The sequence below is a fragment of the Pseudoalteromonas arabiensis genome (genome assembly GCF_001550155.1).
GTDB classification, from domain to species: Bacteria; Pseudomonadota; Gammaproteobacteria; order Enterobacterales; family Alteromonadaceae; genus Pseudoalteromonas; species Pseudoalteromonas arabiensis.
Window position 1 is genome coordinate 148325 of the sequence record NZ_LRUF01000021.1, and the last position, 20122, is coordinate 168446.

General features: G+C 40.8%; 24 protein-coding genes. 9 read left to right on the forward strand and 15 right to left on the reverse strand.

All coding sequences use genetic code 11. From position 1 onward, the window contains the following. Positions 1-23 precede the first annotated feature (23 nt). Positions 24-1034 (reverse strand): GlxA family transcriptional regulator, encoded by a 1011-nt coding sequence (locus PAARA_RS10305; RefSeq protein ID WP_062568953.1) that lies wholly within the window; start codon positions 1032-1034, stop codon positions 24-26. A 127-nt stretch (positions 1035-1161) separates the two neighbouring features. On the opposite strand from PAARA_RS10305, the gene PAARA_RS10310 reads away from it, so the two are divergent. Further along, the gene (locus PAARA_RS10310) at positions 1162-3060 is read left to right on the forward strand and encodes a beta-ketoacyl synthase (protein ID WP_062568954.1); all 1899 of its coding nucleotides are present in this window, start codon (positions 1162-1164) and stop codon (positions 3058-3060) included. A gap of 59 nt (positions 3061-3119) precedes the next feature. Here PAARA_RS10310 and PAARA_RS10315 read toward each other — a convergent pair whose 3' ends face one another. Next, positions 3120-3536 (reverse strand): MgtC/SapB family protein, encoded by a 417-nt coding sequence (locus PAARA_RS10315; RefSeq protein WP_062568955.1) that lies wholly within the window; start codon positions 3534-3536, stop codon positions 3120-3122. Between the two features lie 219 nt (positions 3537-3755). Here PAARA_RS10315 and PAARA_RS10320 point away from each other — a divergent pair, with 219 nt between their 5' ends. The 3 genes from PAARA_RS10320 to PAARA_RS10330 all read left to right on the forward strand — a co-directional run bounded on the left by PAARA_RS10320 (position 3756) and on the right by PAARA_RS10330 (position 5978). Next, on the forward strand, positions 3756-5249 hold the full coding sequence (locus tag PAARA_RS10320; RefSeq protein ID WP_237115172.1) for a BCCT family transporter: 1494 nt from the start codon (positions 3756-3758) through the stop codon (positions 5247-5249). Between the two features lie 56 nt (positions 5250-5305). Further along, the gene (locus PAARA_RS10325) at positions 5306-5665 is read left to right on the forward strand and encodes a hypothetical protein (protein WP_157066191.1); all 360 of its coding nucleotides are present in this window, start codon (positions 5306-5308) and stop codon (positions 5663-5665) included. Between the two features lie 70 nt (positions 5666-5735). Then, a complete protein-coding gene (locus PAARA_RS10330; protein ID WP_157066192.1) occupies positions 5736-5978 on the forward strand; it encodes a hypothetical protein in 243 nt (80 codons plus the stop codon). On the opposite strand, the gene fghA is transcribed toward PAARA_RS10330, so the two are convergent. Next, the gene (gene fghA / locus PAARA_RS10335; protein ID WP_062568959.1) at positions 5975-6811 is read right to left on the reverse strand and encodes an S-formylglutathione hydrolase; all 837 of its coding nucleotides are present in this window, start codon (positions 6809-6811) and stop codon (positions 5975-5977) included. The genes PAARA_RS10330 and fghA overlap by 4 nt on opposite strands. Before the next feature lie 55 nt (positions 6812-6866). Further along, positions 6867-7988 (reverse strand): S-(hydroxymethyl)glutathione dehydrogenase/class III alcohol dehydrogenase, encoded by a 1122-nt coding sequence (locus PAARA_RS10340; RefSeq protein WP_062568960.1) that lies wholly within the window; start codon positions 7986-7988, stop codon positions 6867-6869. A 110-nt stretch (positions 7989-8098) separates the two neighbouring features. On the opposite strand from PAARA_RS10340, the gene PAARA_RS10345 reads away from it, so the two are divergent. The 5 genes from PAARA_RS10345 (at position 8099) to PAARA_RS10365 (ending at position 12750) form a co-directional block, all read left to right on the forward strand. Next, complete coding sequence (locus PAARA_RS10345) at positions 8099-8980, forward strand: LysR family transcriptional regulator (RefSeq protein WP_083515300.1); 882 nt, start codon at positions 8099-8101, stop codon at positions 8978-8980. Positions 8981-9069: 89 nt separating this feature from the next. After that, positions 9070-10287: a lipoprotein-releasing ABC transporter permease subunit gene (locus PAARA_RS10350; protein WP_062568962.1), complete on the forward strand. Its 1218-nt coding sequence runs from the start codon at positions 9070-9072 to the stop codon at positions 10285-10287. After that, positions 10280-10978: a lipoprotein-releasing ABC transporter ATP-binding protein LolD gene (lolD, locus tag PAARA_RS10355; protein ID WP_062568963.1), complete on the forward strand. Its 699-nt coding sequence runs from the start codon at positions 10280-10282 to the stop codon at positions 10976-10978. The genes PAARA_RS10350 and lolD overlap by 8 nt, the downstream gene beginning before the upstream one ends. Further along, positions 10968-12212 carry a lipoprotein-releasing ABC transporter permease subunit gene (locus PAARA_RS10360; protein WP_062568964.1) on the forward strand — a complete coding sequence of 415 codons (1245 nt, stop codon included), beginning with the start codon at positions 10968-10970 and terminating at the stop codon, positions 12210-12212. Before lolD ends, PAARA_RS10360 begins: the two co-directional genes overlap by 11 nt. A 91-nt stretch (positions 12213-12303) precedes the next feature. Further along, positions 12304-12750, forward strand: a complete 447-nt coding sequence (locus tag PAARA_RS10365; RefSeq protein WP_062568965.1) for a DUF4826 family protein — start codon at positions 12304-12306, stop codon at positions 12748-12750. A gap of 55 nt (positions 12751-12805) precedes the next feature. Here PAARA_RS10365 and PAARA_RS10370 read toward each other — a convergent pair whose 3' ends face one another. The 11 genes from PAARA_RS10370 to tusD all read right to left on the reverse strand — a co-directional run bounded on the left by PAARA_RS10370 (position 12806) and on the right by tusD (position 20066). Then, a complete protein-coding gene (locus tag PAARA_RS10370; RefSeq protein ID WP_062568966.1) occupies positions 12806-13264 on the reverse strand; it encodes a GNAT family N-acetyltransferase in 459 nt (152 codons plus the stop codon). 12 nt (positions 13265-13276) lie between these two features. Then, entirely contained in the window at positions 13277-14422 is a 1146-nt protein-coding gene (locus tag PAARA_RS10375) for a cupin domain-containing protein (protein ID WP_062568967.1), read from the reverse strand. Between the two features lie 73 nt (positions 14423-14495). Continuing rightward, entirely contained in the window at positions 14496-15866 is a 1371-nt protein-coding gene (gene purB, locus PAARA_RS10380; protein WP_062568968.1) for an adenylosuccinate lyase, read from the reverse strand. 33 nt (positions 15867-15899) lie between these two features. Next, on the reverse strand, positions 15900-16502 hold the full coding sequence (hflD, locus tag PAARA_RS10385; protein ID WP_062568969.1) for a high frequency lysogenization protein HflD: 603 nt from the start codon (positions 16500-16502) through the stop codon (positions 15900-15902). After that, positions 16502-17602 carry a tRNA 2-thiouridine(34) synthase MnmA gene (gene mnmA / locus PAARA_RS10390; RefSeq protein ID WP_062569399.1) on the reverse strand — a complete coding sequence of 367 codons (1101 nt, stop codon included), beginning with the start codon at positions 17600-17602 and terminating at the stop codon, positions 16502-16504. The genes hflD and mnmA overlap by 1 nt, the downstream gene beginning before the upstream one ends. A gap of 87 nt (positions 17603-17689) precedes the next feature. Then, positions 17690-18124, reverse strand: coding sequence for an NUDIX hydrolase (locus tag PAARA_RS10395; protein WP_062568970.1), 435 nt, complete (start codon positions 18122-18124; stop codon positions 17690-17692). After that, on the reverse strand, positions 18117-18764 hold the full coding sequence (locus tag PAARA_RS10400; RefSeq protein ID WP_062568971.1) for an rRNA large subunit pseudouridine synthase E: 648 nt from the start codon (positions 18762-18764) through the stop codon (positions 18117-18119). The genes PAARA_RS10395 and PAARA_RS10400 overlap by 8 nt, the downstream gene beginning before the upstream one ends. Beyond that, positions 18764-19093, reverse strand: coding sequence for a sulfurtransferase TusE (tusE, locus tag PAARA_RS10405; RefSeq protein ID WP_062568972.1), 330 nt, complete (start codon positions 19091-19093; stop codon positions 18764-18766). Before tusE ends, PAARA_RS10400 begins: the two co-directional genes overlap by 1 nt. 3 nt (positions 19094-19096) lie before the next feature. Beyond that, entirely contained in the window at positions 19097-19363 is a 267-nt protein-coding gene (locus PAARA_RS10410) for a DsrH/TusB family sulfur relay protein (RefSeq protein WP_062568973.1), read from the reverse strand. After that, positions 19360-19716: a sulfurtransferase complex subunit TusC gene (gene tusC, locus PAARA_RS10415; RefSeq protein ID WP_062568974.1), complete on the reverse strand. Its 357-nt coding sequence runs from the start codon at positions 19714-19716 to the stop codon at positions 19360-19362. Before tusC ends, PAARA_RS10410 begins: the two co-directional genes overlap by 4 nt. After that, positions 19713-20066, reverse strand: a complete 354-nt coding sequence (gene tusD, locus PAARA_RS10420; RefSeq protein ID WP_062568975.1) for a sulfurtransferase complex subunit TusD — start codon at positions 20064-20066, stop codon at positions 19713-19715. Before tusD ends, tusC begins: the two co-directional genes overlap by 4 nt. Positions 20067-20122 lie beyond the last annotated feature (56 nt).

Here is a 20122-nt window from a genome sequence, read left to right on the forward strand (position 1 = left end):
TTCAATTAATTAACACAGGCACTTTAGCCAAAGAGTTTTCGTCTCACCACAGTACGGTACTCACTGGGCGTTTGTGATAACACTTTTTTAAAAACTCGGGTTAAATGACCTTGGTCATTATAGCCAACTTCCAGTGCCACTTCTTGAATCGATAAGTTTGATGAAGCAAGTAATTCTTTAGCTGCTTGTACGCGTAGCTGCTGCCAATACTCAACGGGCGTTTGGCTGGTGGCTTGGCGAAATCGCCGAGTGAAGGTGCGATAACTTAAGCTAAATTGTGCCGCAACTTCATGCAGAGTTAGCTCAGAGGTTAAATTGTTTTTTAACCAAAACTGGATCTGCGCGATAAGTTCATCAGGGTGTTTATCAACTGCGCCTTCTAGATAACGTTGATCTTCATAGGGCTTACGAATTTCATGGGAAAAGTTGCGCTCAACATGTTGTGCCGCTTCTCGGCCATAATATTGGCTGATAATATGAACTATCACGTCTGCAAGGGCATTTAAACTAGCAACTGTATACATGCGCTCAGATTGTGTGATGAAAAAGTCAGGTTTAAGCTGCACATTTGGGTAATCCCGCTTAAATTGTTCTGCATAATGCCAATGAGTCGTCGCAGGATGACCGTCCAATAACCCAGCCTCAGCAACTAAGCAGTTGCCGGTCCCCACACCAACAATATGGCTTCCTTGCTGCCAAGAATCACTAAGCCAGTGTATTAATTTCTGTTGTTTGCTCACTACTGGACGCGGGTTACGCCAAATACCAGGCACAATAATCAAGTCACTGGTGGGGGCTGTGACAGCTTCGCAGTCAGGCACAATAGCAAGGCCTGTACGATTGGGGATGGCATTTAAGTTACTTGCTACCAAGTTAATGTTTAACGGCCTGAATTCTTCTGATTGCGAATGGCTTTTAGCAAAAGCTTCGCCCGCTCTGAGCATTTCGATAGGCAGAGTTAAACTGGTTATTAGCAAGTGAGGATAAACCAATATACTAATTTCTATCGCTTTTGCTTGTTGAAGACTCGTCACTCAAATTGCTCCGACCAGTTGATTTTGGCTCATTATGCAGGTTATTTGGCTATTTAAGCATAAACTGTGCGGGTTAATCCATTTAAACTTGACTTAATTCTCGTAACACGTTTTCTCAAGGTTAATTATGACAGCATTACCCGTTATTGTTGGTATGGGTGGTATTAATGCCGCTGGCCGCACTTCTTTTCATCAAGGTTATCGTCGTATCGTGTTAGACAGCTTGGACGCTAAAGCCCGCCAAGAAACATTTTTAGGTTTAGCGACACTCATGAATTTAGTCACGCTGACTGACGGTGTTTTAAAAGATGTAGATGGAAACACTGTTAATGAAGCTGATATTGAAGCTCGATTCGGTGAGCAGGTTTTAGCTGGTACGCTTATTCGTAAAATTGAAAAAAATCATTTTGACGTTGACGCCACACCTTGGCAACAAAAAATGACGCTAACCGCATCAGATGAGCAGCAAATTGTGTTTGAAACTCGTCGTCGTGATTTACCAACGCCAGTGCCTGCAAGTTGGCAGGTAGAAGATCTCAGCGATAAAAAAGTAAAAGTAACAATTAGTGCTGATATTGCAGTCAAACATGACAGCACACGTGATAATCCTATTAAAGCAGCTGGCCAGTTACCAACAGGTTTTGAACCTGCAAATATGTACAACAGTCGTTATCAACCTAGAGGCCTTCAAGCAACTATTTTTGCCGCAACAGATGCAATTCGCTCAACAGGGCTTGATTGGCGGCATGTTATGAATAGCGTTGAACCTGATCAAATTGGCACTTATTCAGCCTCTGTTGTTGGACAAGTAGATGACGAAGGGTTAGGTGGTTTAATCCGCTCACGTCAGCAGGGCGACCGTGTAAGTACTAAGCAATTAGCACTTGGCTTAAATACTATGTCGACTGACTTCATTAACGCGTATGTGACGGGTAATGTCGGTACAACGTTTACCACATCAGGTGCGTGTGCGACATTTTTATATAACCTACGTGCTGCGGTAAATGATATTCAAGCGGGTCGTACTCGTGTCGCGATTGTGGCATCGGTTGAGTGTGCAATTACACCTGAAATTGTTGAAGGTTTTGGCAATATGAGTGCGCTTGCTAATGAAGAAGGACTCAAGCGTTTAGATAACACAGAGGTGGTTGATCACCGCCGTACAAGCCGTCCATTTGGCGAGAACTGTGGCTTCACAATTGGTGAGGGAGCACAGGTTGTTATTTTGATGGATGATGCCCTTGCTTTAGAACTCGGTGCAGACATTCAAGGTTCCGTTGCTGATGTATTTGTTAATGCAGATGGTATTAAAAAATCAATCACCGCACCAGGTCCTGGTAATTATATTACGATGGCTAAATCCGTCGCGCTGGCTAGTAGTATTGTTGGCCAAGAAGCGGTGCAAAAACGTAGCTTTATTTTGGCGCATGGCTCAAGTACGCCACAAAACCGAGTTACAGAATCACTTATCTATCATAAGGTCGCAGAGACTTTCGCAATAGATAACTGGAAGGTTGCTGCGCCTAAAGCCTATGTTGGCCATACGATTGCTCCTGCTAGTGGTGACCAGTTGGCTATGGCATTGGGCGTGTTTAGTCACAATATTATGCCAGGTATCACGACAATTGATAAAGTCGCTGATGATGTGTATAGCGATCATTTAGATATCCGCACTGAGCATTACCAGTGTGGTGCAATGGATGTCGCCTTTATTAACTCAAAAGGGTTTGGTGGTAATAATGCGACAGCGACAGTGCTTTCACCTGCGGTTACATTAAAAATGTTAGCAAAGCGTCATGGTGATGCGGCCATGGCACAATATCAAGACCGTCATACTCAGGTTGCACAAGCACAAGCTGACTATCAACAACAAGCTGATTTAGGTCATTATGAGCTAATTTACCGTTTTGGTGATGGTTTGATTGATGAAAACGAGATTGTAATGAGTGCTGACTCAATGACAATCCCAGGTTTTGATAAATCAATTGCGTTATCAAAATCGAACCCGTATCAGGATATGTTTTAAGATCAAGACATGTTTAAGCACATTCTTGACAGCAAGGCGCTTCTATAGCGCCTTTTTTCTTATTTAAAGCGTTTAACATATCGTAAGGTTACAAAATTGATCAACGCCATTAAAAAAGCTATTTCATAGCGGCTAAACGCAACGGCAATGCCAATTAAACCCATGTTCCAAATACTGGCTGCAGTAGCCGTACCATAGGTTGAATTTTTATTCTTTAGAATTGCGCCACCACCAATAAAGCCTATACCGGTGATAATTCCTTCAAGTACTTTTGATTCAGCCTCTGAGCTTGTTAAAACTGACATGCCAACTAATGCATAGCCACAGGATGCCACTGCAACCAGTGGAAAAGTTCTTAAGCCAGCTCCGTTACTGGTCTTTTCTCGATCAAAGGCCATAGGTAAGGCAAGTAAATAGGCAATACCTAGGTGAATTAAATTATCAATGACTTCTTGCCAGTCTAAATTAAAGTCCATTTATCAATTCCTTAAATATACACTCTGTTTACATAGCAAGTTTAATACCTAGTCAATATTTATAGAAAAATAAGGTAATTAGGACATCTAGCCGAGTTTTAGCGGATCTTAATTGCTATAATTTTGCGAATTTTACCCAGTAACGTGTCAAATTTTCAGACTGAGTTTATTTGTACACCGTCATGCACTTTTAAAAGTGTTTAATATGTAGGCTATAATTTGAAACATTCAATCACCATGCTAGAAAAAACAGCACTGACTATTTGTATTTTTATCGCACTCATTGCTGCGGCACAGCCTGAGCTGATGACGTTACATATACAGCCTATGGTTCAAGACGTCCTCTGCGTTCTAGGAAGTGGCTTTTTCCTGTTCGTGAACTTCTTATTATTTGCCGTTATCATTCTTTCATTTAGCCCCTTGGGGGGCCGAAAAATAGGCGGTGAGCATGCAAAAATTGAATATTCCAACTTTGGCTGGTTTGCCATGTTATTCGCAGCCGGAATGGGGTCAGGGCTGATCTTTTGGGGAGTTGCAGAGCCTGCAATGCATTTTATGAACCCTCCTTTAAAGCAAAGTCTATACCCTGACAGGTTAGCAAGTAGCCTTGCATTAACCCTTGTTAATTGGGGAGCTCATGCTTGGGCCTTGTATGCCGTTTTTGGCTTAGTGCTAGGTGGGTTGACGCAATACAGTGGTAACTCTGGAGATATATGTGCACCTGTTATGAGTGCGTTCGGAAATAAACTTAGCCTGCATAAAAAACGAGCAATGGCTTTTGCGATTAAACTAATTGCTGTTTTTGCTGTGTTCTTCGGCGTTGTTGGAACAATAGCAAACTCAACGTTACTTATTAGTAAGGGCGTTGAGGTTGAACTGGGTATTACATCACCTTTATTGATAGGCACAGTAATCGTAAGTGTATTATTTGTTATTTATACTTTATCAGCGAGGCTAGGCCTCAGAAGAGGGGTGCAATCGTTAAGTATCTTTAATGTCCTTTTAGCATTTTCATTATTGATTTGGCTGTTATTTATCGTGCCTGTCGCACCTATTGTGAAGATTGCACTAGATGGAACTGGTTATTATTTACAATTACTAGCTACAGGAACATGGCAGTTTGATAGTCAATTAAACACATCCACTTGGGCAACGCACTGGACATATAACTATTATTTTTGGTGGTTAGCTTGGGGGCCATTTGTAGGCGTATTTCTAGCCAACATTAGTCAAGGTAGAAAGGTATGGCAATTTATTTTGGCGGTTGTCGGTATTCCTACATGTGTCACGATTATATGGTTTTCTGTATTCTCTGGTGCTGCAATTGAGTGGGACAAACTAAACCAAGCCGGCATTTTATCAGCGATTAAGTATGACTACACTCAAGGGCTGTTTGTATTTTTTAATCAGTTAGGCTGGCAAGGAGGCGTTTTGATATGGAGTAGCTTGTTATTGCTTTTGGTGTTTGTTGCGACCTCGGCGGACTCCGCTATTTTAGTGATTAGGCAGCTTGTTCAAAATCAGTTTAAAAATGAGAGCACACTATATGCATGGTGTTTGGCGTTATTTATGTGCAGTTTTGCATTGCTTTTACAACAAGATGAGCCTTTAAATCGAAGTATAGCGATTTTAGGGGCTTTGCCATTTTTAGCTGTATTTATTTTGCAATTAGCAGGGTTTTTAAAAGAGTTTGTTCGTGACTTGTGTGCATAATTTGAACATTTTTTTACAGTAAAATATAAGCAGAGCAATATACTTAAAGCATCATTATGAGTGAGAAGAAAAGGATGTCTAAACTTATTACATTAATTTTAGCCATCGTAGTGCTTAGCGGCTGTACAGCGATCGGCTTTGTTGCGGATGGTGTTGCAGGTAGAAATAATCAAGCACAATCGGCAAGTGCTTATTCCGAGGTTAGGTCAAATCATCGCGTGAACTATGGTTTAACAATGACTATGTTAGGCTATGAAATAGATAAGGCGATTATAGGGGCACTTGAAAAAGGAAGTAAAGATAAAAAAGTTAAACTTGAATGTCGCAAAATAAGTCGAGTTGTGGAAGAGTACGTGGAGCTAACGGTAACACCTAAAGTCCAATCTATTGAAAGGGAGAGCCGTAATAATGGTTAGTCGAATAACATACATAGTTCTGATTGTGTTAATTTTTCAACTCACAGGTTGCACCCTTGCAGGGGTAATATTGGATGGTCAAGCTAATAATTCTCGCTCAAACGGTACTAAAAATACGGCCGGTTCAGGTGTGTTTGTTAAAGATTCAGAGGCAAAATCTTTTGGAGAACTTGGCGAGCAAATAGATAAATCAATTATAAATTTTATTATTGATACTGCAGAGAAAAAGCCTAAGCTAAAATGCAGACAAATAACAAGGACTATTAAAGAGTGTGAGGAAATTGAATCCCCACACTCACCAAAGAGCAATTAAAGATATTGCTTATGGAACACTAAGTGCTCATCGATAAAGCTACTAATAAAAAAGTAACTGTGATCATAGCCTGCGTGCATATTTATCTCAGCGGGGTAATCTCTTTCATTCACTACTGCAAATAAGTTTTCTGTTTTAAGCTGCTCTGTTAAAAAGTTATCAGCTTCGCCTTGATCAACGCGTATTGGAAGGTAATTATCAGCTTCTGCCTGCTTCATTAGTTCACAGGTATCGTATTTAAGCCAACTGCTTTTGTTACTACCTAAATAGTTAGTAAACGCCTTTTCACCCCATGGGCAGTTAACAGGGTTTACGATTGGGCTAAAGGCACTGGCACTCACATATTGCTCAGGGTTTCTAAGGGCAATCATCAATGCGCCGTGACCACCCATTGAGTGACCTGCAATGGCTTTTTTATCACTGACGGGGAAGTGCGCCTCAATAAGTGCTGGTAACTCAGAAACAACATAATCGTACATATTGTAATGCACGTTATAAGGGGCCTCTGTAGCGTTCACATAAAAACCTGCGCCTTGGCCAAAGTCGTAGTTTTCATCATCAGGCACATTATCACCACGAGGGCTCGTATCTGGTGCAACGATTGCAATACCTAGCTCAGCCGCTTTTTTGAAGGCACCTGCTTTTTGCATAAAGTTTTCATCAGTACAGGTTAAACCTGATAACCAATACATGACGGGTACTTTGTTAGTTTCACTGGCACCAGGCGGTAAAAATATTGCAAAACGCATAGCACAATGGGTACTGCTTGCTTGGTGTGTGTATTGTTTATGCCAGCCACCGCTGACTTTTGTTGAGCTTATGTTTTCTAGCATAACCACATCCTTGAAACGAAGACGCTTGAGGTTAACCAAGCGTCAGGTTTATAGATTAATAATGAATGACTGAGCGGATGCTCTTACCTTCGTGCATTAAGTCAAAGGCTTCATTGATATCTTCAAGTTTCATGGTGTGAGTGATGAAGTCGTTTAACGCAAACTCACCATTCATATAACGCTCAACAATTTCAGGTAACTCAGAACGGCCTTTAACGCCCCCAAATGCACTACCACGCCATACACGGCCTGTTACAAGTTGGAATGGACGCGTTGAGATTTCTTGGCCAGCACCAGCTACACCAATGATGACTGATTCGCCCCAGCCTTTGTGACAACATTCAAGTGCAGAACGCATAACATCAACGTTACCAATACACTCAAATGAGAAATCAACACCACCGTCAGTCATTTCAACAATGACTTCTTGAATTGGTTTGTCGAAATCTTTCGGGTTTACTAGGTCTGTTGCCCCCAGTTTTGTTGCCAAATCAAATTTGCTAGTATTGATATCGATACCAATAATACGGCTTGCGCCTGCCATTTTCGCACCAATAATCGCTGATAAACCAATACCACCTAGGCCAAAAATAGCCACAGTGTCGCCTTTTTGTACTTTAGCTGTTTTCGTTACAGCACCCATGCCTGTGGTAACACCACAGCCAAGTAAACAAATCTCTTCAAGTGGCGCTTCTTTGCTTACTTTAGCAAGTGAAATCTCAGGTAATACTGTGTACTCAGAGAAGGTAGAGCAACCCATATAATGATAAATCGGTTGACCATCTTTATAGAAACGAGTGGTGCCGTCTGGCATTAAACCTTTACCTTGTGTTTCACGCACTGCAGAGCATAGGTTGGTTTTACCTGATTTACACATCTTACATTCACCACACTCGGCAGTGTAAAGAGGAATTACGTGATCGCCTACTTCTACATGTGTCACACCTTCACCCACAGCTTCAACAATACCGCCACCTTCATGGCCAAGGATTGCTGGGAAAATACCTTCAGGGTCTTCACCAGATAAAGTAAATGCATCTGTGTGGCAAACACCAGTAGCAACAATTTTTACAAGCACTTCGCCTTTTTTTGGCATCATTACATCCACTTCTTCGATTGATAGTGGTTGATTTGGACCCCAAGCGATAGCCGCTTTTGATTTAATAAAATCAGTCATAACGTTCCCTTATAGTTGTTGGAAGTAAGTAATAAACCTAGTCTATTTTATTTATTTCACAATGAATGATAATCTCAGTTTTATTAAAACACTTTTACAATATGGTAATAATGAATCGTTGGCATGGAATCGATGAGTTTTTAGCGGTAGCAGAAACGGGTAGTTTTACTAGGGCAAGTAAAATGCTCGGTATGTCGGTAGCACACGTGAGTCGGTATGTAAGTCAATTAGAGGAGCGTTTAAATACACAGCTGTTGACGAGAACGACCCGCAAAGTTGTGTTAACCAAAGAAGGTGAAATATTTGCTCACCAAACAAAACAGCTTCAGCATGCAATGGATGATGCAACGGCACTGCTTGCTGAGCAGCAATTGACACCTAAAGGCACTATAAAGCTCACTGCTCCTGTAATGTATGGAGAAAGCTATATTATGCCTGCGGTGCATTCGTTTATGCAAAAGCACCCTGATATTGAAGTGATCAGCCATTTAAGTAATGAGCAAGTGAATCTACTCGAAGAGGGGTATGATCTCGCTATTCGGCTTGGTCATTTAAAAGATTCATCACTAAAAGCAAGGCGCATTAATCAGCGCAGGCTAGTTATTTGCTGTAGCCCTGAATATATAAACAACTATGGGCAACCACACAGTGTGAGTGAGTTACATCATCATCATTGTTTAATTGGTAATAACAGCTATTGGCGGGTAAAAGAACAAAACCAAGATAAACACATAAAAGTAGCAGGGCGCTTACAATGTAACAGTGGTTGGGCATTGGTCGATGCTGCAATTAAAGGGTTAGGTATTGTGCAACTGCCAGACTATTATGTAAATGAGCACTTAAATACGGGGAACCTCGTTGCTGTGTTATCGAATGTTGCGCCTGCACCTGAAGGTGTATGGGGGGTGTATCCACCAAGACAGTTTATTGCAACGAATGTAAAAGCATTACTTGATCATCTTGTTGAGAGTGTTCAAGTATCGGATTTATAATTATTTTTTACAATTTCTCGCATCCCATCATGGCTAAATATATGCTAACATGAGCGCATATTTAGCCCATGGATTACCCATAAATTATTATGTTTCAACCTGTTAGCCTTTTTATAGGGCTGAGATATAGTCGCTCTTCAAAGGGTAATGCCTTTATCTCATTTATTTCATTTTTTTCTATTGCAGGCATCGCTATTGGCCTGATGGCTCTTTTTACCGTTAGCTCGGTAATGAATGGTTTCGAGAATAATCTAAAAACCAATATGCTAGGGCTAATTCCTCATATTGAAGTCGAAGGGGATTCGCATTCAAAAGAGGCAATGGCGACCCTTAAAACTCAGCTAACAAACTCTCAAGATGTAAAACAAGTCAACCTATACCGTCATGGTGAAGCCATTTTACAAACAAATAAAGACTTACATGGTGTGTTGTTACAAGGGCTTTATGATGATGGAAACTCACTTTATCAGATTAAAGATAAAATTGTCGTGGGTGATTGGTCATTGGTGATGGATAAACAGTACCATATTGCTATAAGTCGTTATTTAAGTCGCAAGCTGGGTATCTCCATTGGTGATAAAGTACGAGTTATTATGCCAAATGCAAGCGCGTATACCCCCTTGGGCAGGGTGCCAAGTCAACGCTTATTTACGGTCGCAGCTTTATACGAAACGCAATCTGAAATAGATACCTCTTTAGCCTTCACCAGTGGTTACTCATTACAACGAGTTTTAAAAATAGCATCATCAGCAGCACCTAATTTAAGTGTATCCTTGTATGAGCCTTTTGCTGTTGAGGATGTTTTACAATCACACGGTCAGATGTTAGCTGGGTTTAAGTATTCAGATTGGCGAGACACGCAAGGAACCCTTTTTGCCGCTGTTGCAATGGAAAAAAGAATCATGTCAATGCTATTGGGACTGATTGTTTTAGTTGCCGTATTTAATATTGTCTCAGCGTTGACCATGATGGTGAGCGAAAAGCAAAGTGAAGTCGCAATTTTACAAACACTCGGTTTAACGCCCAAGCAAGTACAACATGTATTTATGATACAAGGCTTGTATAACGGTTTTATCGGTACCAGTATCGGTGCTTTACTTGGGGTGTTGTTAAGTAGCAATATCAATGAGTTATTGAATATGTTAGGCATCAATTTATTAGCCGGTGTAAGCTTACCCGTTAAATTTGATGTTATGAGTTTGAGCCTAATTGCCGCAGGGAGTATTGCGATGAGCTTTTTAGCCACTTTGTATCCTGCCCGAAAAGCTGCAAAAGTGAATCCAGCAGAGGTATTACGTTATGAGTGATTTAGTCATCAATTGTCAGCAGCTGAACAAAGTTTATCAAGATGGCGATAACCAAGTCGAGGTATTAAAAGGGGTTGAGCTGGCGCTTAAACAGGGTGAAATGTTGGCCATTGTTGGCAGCTCTGGCTCTGGTAAAAGTACTTTATTGCACATTTTAGGAACCCTCGATAATGCAACAAACGGCACAGTCGAAATTAAAGGAAAGCAAGTTGGAAAGCTAAACCGTAAACAACAAGCTAACTTTCGCAACGAAAATCTTGGCTTTATTTACCAATTCCATCATTTGCTAATGGAATTCACTGCGATTGAAAATGTTGCTATGCCATTGCTTATAAAAGGCTTAAGTGCAGTTGAAGCGAACAAAAAAGCATTAATTATGCTTGATAAAGTAGGCCTTTCTCACCGCAGTGAACATAAACCTTCAGCGTTATCAGGCGGTGAGCGTCAACGTGTTGCCATTGCAAGAGCCTTAGTTACTGAGCCTGCTTTGGTACTTGCTGATGAACCAACGGGTAACTTAGACAAACAAAATGCAATTAAGATTTACGACTTAATTAAAGAGTTAAATAGCAGTCTCAAAACAAGCTTTGTCGTGGTAACTCATGATTTAGAGCTTGCAGATAAACTCGGAAAAATTGCTTATTTAGATGATGGTAAGCTTGCAATTAAAGAGTCTCATTATGTTGCTTAGTGCCTTTATTTCAAAACGTTTTCGCGCACACAGTGGTCGAAAGGATGGCCAAAATGGTTTTGTAAGTTTCATAGCAAAGGCTTCGACTATAGGTATTCTATTAGGTGTTGCTGTGCTTATTGTTGCGCTATCGGTTATTAATGGCTTTGAGCAGCAATTAGTGCACAGATTGTTGTCTGTTGTGCCACAAGTTGAATATGTTGCTCCTAATAAACCGATCAATGATTGGCAAAATAAGGTCAAATTACTACATGAACAAAATGGCGTTGCTGGCGCAGCGCCTTTTATTAGTGTAAGTGGTATGGCACAGTTTAAAAATGAACTGAAAGCGGTTGAGGTACGCGGCGTTGAAGCCGATTTAGAGAACCAAGTTTCTGCGCTTAATCAGTTTACTCATGGCCGTTTAGTAAGCCAACTACAGCAAGAAGATGTCATCTTAGGTCAACAAATCGTCAATAAGCTTGGTCTAGAAATTGGCGACCCCGTCACGTTATTGATCCCACAAATAAATCAACAAACGAGTAAGTTACTCTCACCAAAGCGGGTGAGTTTAAAGCTCGTGGGTATTGTTAACATGGACGGGCCTATTGATGAAACAGCTGCTTATATAAGATTAGATAAAGCACAAGCTGTGCTGGGTTTTACTAAAAACCAAGTAACGGGGCTCAGGTTAAAAGTGGATGATGTTTTTGCAGCACATCAAACGGCGATGCGGGTCGGGCAAGTTATCCCCGACTATGTGTATGTGTCTAGTTGGTTTAGAACCCAAGGCAGTTTGTATCAGGATATTCAAATGGTCCGCACGATTGTTTATATCGTGGTGTTTCTAATTATTGCTGTTGCCAGCTTTAATATTGTTTCATCTTTGGTGATGGAAGTACGCGAGAAACAGGCAAACATTGCTATCTTGAAAACCATGGGGGCACAAGATAGTACAATTTTGGCCACTTTTGTTATGCAAGGCTTTACTCAAGCCTTAATTGGAGTGCTGTTAGGTACTGTTATTGGTGTTATGGTGGCCCTTAATATAAGTGAGCTGTTTACTTGGTTAAGCAACCTAGCAGATGATAACCCGTTACAAGGTGTTTATTTTGTTGAGTTTCTACCGAGTAAGTTAGTTTGGCAAGATATTGTTGTTACAGTTTTTGTTACTTTTATTTTGGCTATACTAGCAACACTTTATCCAGCATGGCAGGCAACGAGAATTGACCCTGCAAAGGTGTTAGGTAACTAAAAGTGTGAATCAAGCTTAAATGCTCGCAAACACTTGCACCCCAGTATATTAAGCCTTAAAGTGTCCTAAATGTAGTAAAAGAGTAACCAATATGGAACAAAAACAAGCTAAGCCACTGACAGAAGAAGAGCAAGCACAAGCACACAAGCAAAGTATTATGTGGCAACGAGAATGTTTCCAGAACGCGCAAAAGCATTTAGCTGAAAAAGGTGTGATCCCGCAAACAGTCATTGAAAAAGAAAGCCGCTTTATTGCGCCACTAGTTGCTGTTTGGAAATTCAAAGCTCAAAATGGTAAAAGCTACTGGGTGGTGACGGGTCGTTTACCAACGGATCACGCCGAAGCGAGCGCAGCGAAAGATGCACGTGAAGCTTTACGCTTTTTTTCGATGCAATGGCAGCTTAAAGCAGACCAACTTATGCAATCAGGCGCAGTTGATAAAACAAAAGTTGATTTTGCAAACCTGTTGATAAATCGTGCACACGGTTTGTATGAATTATTTGAAAAAGATGATATGTGGCAAAATGAGCCAGCATAAACTGAGTTTACTGTAAAAAGCTGAATATAATTATTCAGCTTTTTATTTTGTATCGTTAATGCACCAAGGTGAATGGCCGCGTATCAAATTGTTTGATAGGGCAAAGCATTCGCTGTCTTGGAATACCAGCTTCCATGAACACTAAGCCATCTGCAGCAAAACCATTTTGTTTAAACCTGTCTACTTCGTTCAAAATGCAATTGATACTGACACAGTCGCACCCTTGTTTTTCAGCCATTTTAACTAAGTAAGTTAATAGTGATTTATAGACAGAACGATTACGATGCTCAGGCAAGACAGCAATACGGCCTATGAGACCATCGTTACATAAACGCCCTGTAGCAACAGGGCATTTACCATCTTTTGTAACCAATACGTGGTGTGCTGTTTGATCAAGATGATCAAACTCTATGTGTTTCGGAATGTGTAATTCATATACAAACACACGTTCCCTGATTTGTTGTAAGAGTTCCTTGTCGATACTCCATTCAACTTCATCGATATGATAGCCCATAAACACACGCTCCTAACAAAACCAAATACCCTCATTTAAAAGTGTAGTAAAGGTTTTCAAGAAAATGTGATTATTTTTTGAACTATTTATGTCAGTAGCTGTCAGGCAAGTGTGATCGGTAAGCTTTTTGATAAGTTCAAGTTCTTCTATATCATGCATATAGTTAACACCATTGATGCTTAATAGAACTTGTTCATCAATTATTTGGTAAATTGCACGAGTGCCGCCTAAACGCTCAAAAATAACGTCGTCATCACTTAGAAGCGTAAGTACATCATCTAATGTATAAGGCTCCTCTAATGGTGCTAAATCCATTTCATGCTTTGGCTGGCTCATACTGTTGCCAAGCCAGGTCTTAAATACTGCGTCATCATTAATCGCAGCAATCATTAATTGCTTTACTTTTTCAGCTTCAGTTTGGTCAAGTTCACCTTTTGATGAGCGTAATTTAAGCTCTGCATCACCGTATCGTTGATTGCCAAGTTCAGTGTCAATCAAGTGATCAGCAAATTGTGATAATAAATCACGCTGATTAGGTGCTCTAAAACCAACAGAGTAATTAAGTGCATTATCAACTGCATAGCCTTCATGTGGGCAACCCGGCGGGATATACAGAATATCACCGGGCTCTAACACGCAATCGATAACCGCAGGAAATTGCTCAACTTGCAACAGACTTTTATTTTGCGCAAATTGTTTTAAATTCGCATCAGGCATACCAACTCGCCAGTGGCGTTTACCTTCACCCTGTATAATAAACACATCGTATTGATCTAAATGTGGGCCTACACCACCACCTGGGGTTGAGTAGCTGATCATCAAGTCATCGATACGCCAATTTGGAATAAAGCGAAATGGTTCCAGTAGCTGCGCAGCATCGTTATGCCAGTGGTCAACTGCTTGCACGAGTAATGTTGAGTGCTTTTCAGTTAGCAAGCTAAAGTCTTCGAATGGGCCATGATATGCTTGCCAATCATCTGAGTGATTGGTCACAATACGTGATTCAATGCTTTCTTCCATGGCTAGACCGGCCAATTCTTCGGGCTCTATAGGATCAGCAAAATCTTTGAAGCCTTGCTTAATAAGTAATGGTTTTTTTTGCCAATACTCAGCTAAAAATTGCTCTTGGGTTAATGAATTGATGGTTAATTGATACATAACATGACCTAAGCGAATTGATATAAAAAAAGCGAAAGGAAGGCCTTTCGCTTTTTTAACTCTTAATTTGAATTTAAGCTAAGTTGTCGATGAACTCAACAGCACGACCAATGTAATTAGCCGGTGTTAATTTTTTCATTTCTACTTTTGCTTCTTCAGGTAACTCAAGACCATCGATGAAATCAGCCATGATTTCTTGGTTTACGCGTTTACCACGAGTAAGATCTTTAAGTTTTTCATATGGCTTTTCGATACCATATTTACGCATTACCGTTTGGATAGGCTCTGCGAGTAATTCCCAGTTTTGATCTAGCTCTTCTAGTAAACGCGCTTCGTTTACTTCAAGCTTGCTCACACCTTTTAATGTCGCTTGGTAAGCGATAAGTGTGTAGCCCATACCCACACCTAGGTTACGTAACACTGTTGAGTCAGTTAAGTCACGCTGCCAGCGAGATACCGGTAGTTTTTGCGCAAGATGAGTAAAGATAGCGTTAGCAATACCTAAGTTACCTTCAGAGTTTTCAAAATCAATCGGGTTTACTTTGTGAGGCATGGTTGATGAACCAATCTCACCTGCGATTGTTTTTTGTTTGAAGTGGTTAAGTGCAATATAGCCCCAAACGTCACGGTCAAAATCAAGTAATACAGTATTAAAACGTGCAACTGCATCGAATAACTCTGCAATGTAATCGTGTGGCTCGATTTGTGTTGTGAACGGGTTAAATGTTAAACCTAGGCTTGTTACGAATTGCTCAGCGTGGCTGTGCCAATCGTAATCTGGGTACGCGCTAAGGTGAGCGTTGTAGTTACCTACAGCACCGTTGATTTTACCTAACATTTCTACATTAGCAATTTGGTCACGTTGACGCTTTAAGCGCATGTAGACGTTTGCAAACTCTTTACCCATTGTAGAAGGAGTAGCTGGCTGACCATGTGTGCGAGTCATCATTGCAACTGACTTGTATTCAACCGCTTTTTCTTTTAGTGCATTTAGAAGTTGGTCACAGTATGGAAGTAATACTTTGTCACGCGCTTCTGTCAGCATTAAACCGTGAGACAGGTTATTGATATCTTCTGAAGTACATGCAAAGTGAATGAATTCGTTTACTGCGTTAAGCTCTGCGTTGTCTGCTACTTTTTCTTTAAGTAGGTATTCAATCGCTTTTACGTCATGGTTCGTTGTGCGCTCGATCTCTTTAACGCGTGCTGCATCAGCTTCACTAAAGTTATCAACAATGGCATTAAGTAAAGCATTAGCCTCGTCGCTAAATGCCGGTACTTCTTTGATTGCGCTAGCTGCAGATAAAGCTTGTAACCAACGAACTTCAACAGTTACACGGTATTTGATTAAACCAAATTCGCTGAAAATGCTGCGTAGTTCCGTGGTCTTGCTGCCGTAGCGACCATCTACCGGAGAGATAGCGGTTAACGCTGAAAGCTCCATAATGACTCCTAAATTGTTTAGTTTGAACGATAATTAAATATACTGTTTAGCAATAGCGAGAATTTTTCTCTTCGAAAAGAAAAAGTGACGGCGTTTACCGCCCATTTGTCGCCATAACACGGCACTACGAATTCCGGCTAAAAGTAAAGCGCGGATTTTGTTTTGCGTGAGTTGCTGCTTTAATAACTCTGGCTTGCCGTACACTTGAATACGATGCCCAAGGGGGCTTAGCACCGATGAGTAAATATCGGCAAGCGCTGCGACCACAGTATCATCTGTGATAGCAAAATGGTCGAGGCGACGCTTAACATCATCAATGCGACGACCTAATTCATTTAAACTGTTTTGTTTTGAACTTAATGCGCGCTCTAACTGCATTAAGCCACCCACATATTTTACGATTTCAACGTCTTTGTCAGAGCCAGCTGAAAGCTGGGCGATTAAAACACGGTAACCGTCACGTAAATTATGTTTACCCTGATATACATCTTCAGGGCTATTAGGTGATGTCTCAACAATACAGTTTAGTAATTTTTCTAATTCGTGATCACTGCCTTGGCCATATTGCGCAACTTTTTGTACTTGTTTGGCAACTTGGCACATGGCGGCTAAAGCCATGACTTGGTGTTCTGTCATTATTTGATCACCGAATCAATGATACCACCACCTAAACAGACCTCGTCAGCGTAAAATACGGCTGATTGACCTGGTGTAACTGCTTTTTGTGGCTCATCAAATAATACGCGTGCCATACCATCTTCACCAACGAGTAAAGTACAGTTGATGTCTTCTTGGCGATAACGGGTTTTAACAGTACAGCGTGTGGTGCCTTTAGGGCCTTCGCGGTCGACCCAGTGAAGTTGATTTGCATTTAAGCCATTGCTGTATAGGCGAGGGTGGTCTTTACCTTGACCAACCACTAATACGTTACGATCAACGTCTTTATCAACCACGTACCAAGGTTCACCCGAACCTTCTTTCATGCCGCCAATTAATAGACCTTTACGTTGACCAAGGGTGTGGTACATCAAGCCTTCGTGATCACCCACTTCATTGCCATCGGTATCTTCAATTTTACCTGGCTGTGCTGGTAAGAATTTTTGTAAGAAGTCTTTAAACTTACGCTCACCGATAAAACAAATACCGGTACTGTCTTTTTTATCGTGCGTAATTAAATCTTGTTCTTCAGCTATGCGGCGAACTTCAGGTTTGGCAATATCGCCAACAGGGAACAGTGTTTGCGCAATATGTTCATGGCTTAACGTGTATAAGAAATAACTTTGATCTTTGTTGTCATCAAGACCACGACACATGACATATTTATCGTCACGTTTTTCGCGGCGTACATAGTGACCTGTGGCAATGTAATCAGCACCCAAAGCCTCTGCTGCAAATTCTAAGAAAGCTTTGAATTTGATTTCTTTATTACACATGATGTCTGGGTTTGGCGTACGGCCTGCTTTATACTCTGCTAAAAAGTACTCAAATACATTATCCCAGTATTCGGCTGCAAAATTTACAGTGTGAAGCTCAATATCAAGCTTGTCGCACACAGCTTGTGCGTCTTTAAGGTCTTCAGCCGCAGCGCAATATTCATCATTATCGTCTTCTTCCCAGTTTTTCATGAACAGGCCTTCAACTTGATAGCCTTGTTGCTTTAATAAATATGCTGATACAGAAGAATCCACACCGCCGGACATACCCACGATGACTTTAATGTGACTATTTTCGCTCATAATATTCGCTGTCATTTTTTAACTGCTATGGAAAGGCCGGCATTATAGCATGCTTTTAGACGCCCAAACCAGCCAAAATCACAGCCGTTATTGGTAAATCAAACTCAGTGGGTAGGCGTTGCCAGCTAAATGATCTTCTATGCATTTTAAAACAAGCGGGCTTCTAAGCGGTAGGCTTTTAATTTGTTCAATGCTAAACCAATCTGCGCTGATGATGTCATCATCTTGGGGGGAGGGTACAAATAGCTCTGGGCAAATAAAAGCAAAGCTAAAACGCATATAGTGAACGCCATTAGCGGCATGTAAATTATAAATGCCAACAAGGTGGCTGGCATTAACCTTAATGCCCGTTTCTTCAATAAGTTCACGACGAGCAGCTTCAGCTAGGGTTTCATTAGCCTCTAAATGACCAGCAGGTTGGTTATAACAAATTTGGCCGGTGTATTTATCACGTTCTTTAACAAGTAAAAATTTGTCTTGGTAAGTCACGATAGCCGCAACAGTGACATTTGGTTTATGCATCAGGGTTGTTCACTACTTTAAACTGGCCCGTATCTAAATTATCAAGGGTATATTTACCTATGCTGTAACGAATTAATCGCAAAGTGGGGAAGCCAACATGCGCAGTCATCCGGCGAACTTGGCGATTACGTCCTTCAGTGATAGAGATTTCTAACCAACTGGTTGGAATATTTTTGCGCTCGCGAACGGGTGGTGTACGCGGCCAAATTGACGGCTCGTCAATACGTTTGACCTTGGCGGGCTTGGTCATGCCATCTTTAAGTTCTACGCCTTTGTTAAGGGCAAAGAGTGCCTCATCACTCACATCACCTTCTACTTGCACCCAATATGTTTTAGCTGTTTTTTTATTGGGTTCAGTAAGTGTGTGTTGTAACTTACCGCAGTTAGTAAGAAGTAAGAGTCCTTCGCTGTCTCTGTCTAGGCGTCCTGCTGCATACACGTCTTTAATATTAATAAAGTCGGCAAGTGTTTTGCGGTTTTGGTCATCAGTAAATTGGCAAAGTACATCAAATGGTTTGTTAAACAGCACCACTTTGCGTTGCTCTGGGCTAATTGCTTTTTTTACTTCTCGTTTTTGTGTAGGTCTCGAGTATGTTCGGCCACTGCTGCGACGCGGTTTATTTTTTGGTTTATTTACCATTAAATGCACCTAGCCGGTTTAGGTAAACCTGCAATTTTAGTTGCTTGCTTTGCAGGGCCTTTTGGAAACAGTTTGTATAAATACATACTGTTACCTTTTTCTTCACCTAGCTTTTGAGCCATTGCTTTTACCAGCATACGAATAGCGGGGCTGGTGTTGTATTCCAGATAAAAATCACGCACAAAATGCACCACTTCCCAGTGCTGTTCACTTAAAGTAATGTTTTCTTGCTCGGCAATAATAGGCGCAAGTTCTTCGCTCCAATCATTTGTATCAAGCAAATAACCTTGTTTATCCGTTTCTATTTGTTTGTTATTAAATTCAAGCATGATTTACCAAGTAATCGTGTTTTGAGCTGATAATGTGAGTCCTACAAATTCAGCATAGCTAATGTGAATATCACTTTCGTTTAGTGAGATGGCGCGTGCAATGGCATCTTCTTCCAATAAGTGCAGGGTAGCAGAAAATTGTTTAAATTGGTTGATGTTATAACAAGCATCACCAACCAAAAGTACAGCGTGGTTGCTATCAATCAAATTCTCAAGTGTATTAATGCAGTAATGCGATAAAGGTTTTGAAAAAATATGTAAGGTACTCATAGAGTCACCACTTGATGCTGTTGAGCTATTAGAGCACGCTGCTGTTCAAAGTTAGCAACTTTAACGTCAATAATGAGATTTTCCTTAGTTAAATTAAAATCCATAAGCGACTTCTCGCACACATATATGTTTTCAACATCATATAATTCAAGCGTTTTTATCATTTTAAAATAATTTTTAATACCTAACAGTTCAGGTTGTTGGTTTTTTTTAAGTGCCAGCACAGCATCCGCACTCAATAGCCAACTGATATTCTGATCAATAGCGGCGAAGATAAGTGCCATGTCGAGCGATTCCCGAATGTGTTGGTCGTCAAATGGAGCATGTTGACTTATAACTAAAACATTTTTCATTTAAATTGCACCCATTTATCTGCTTCACTGGCTAGCATTGCAAACTCAGCAAGCCCCGCAACGGTAAAAACACCCGTGTCTTGTGTGTCTAAACCGCGTTTTTCGGCTGCTGTAACGCATAACAATAGAGGAATTTCTTTTGCCGATAACTCTTGCCAAAGTTGCTTTACAGGTAGTTCATCGCTGGCAAGCTCTAAATGATTGCTCGCATGGAAAATCCCTGCTTGATATAAGAAAATAGCTGAAATGGTGTGGCCGCCTGCAATACAAGCTTCAGCAAACTTAATTAAGCGCTGTGTTGTATCATGATCAGTCGGTGCGGTATGAAGAGATAGTACAAATTGTGCCAAAACGCATCCAATAAAAAAGCCCCTAGAAAGGGGCTATTTTATCAGATAAATATCTA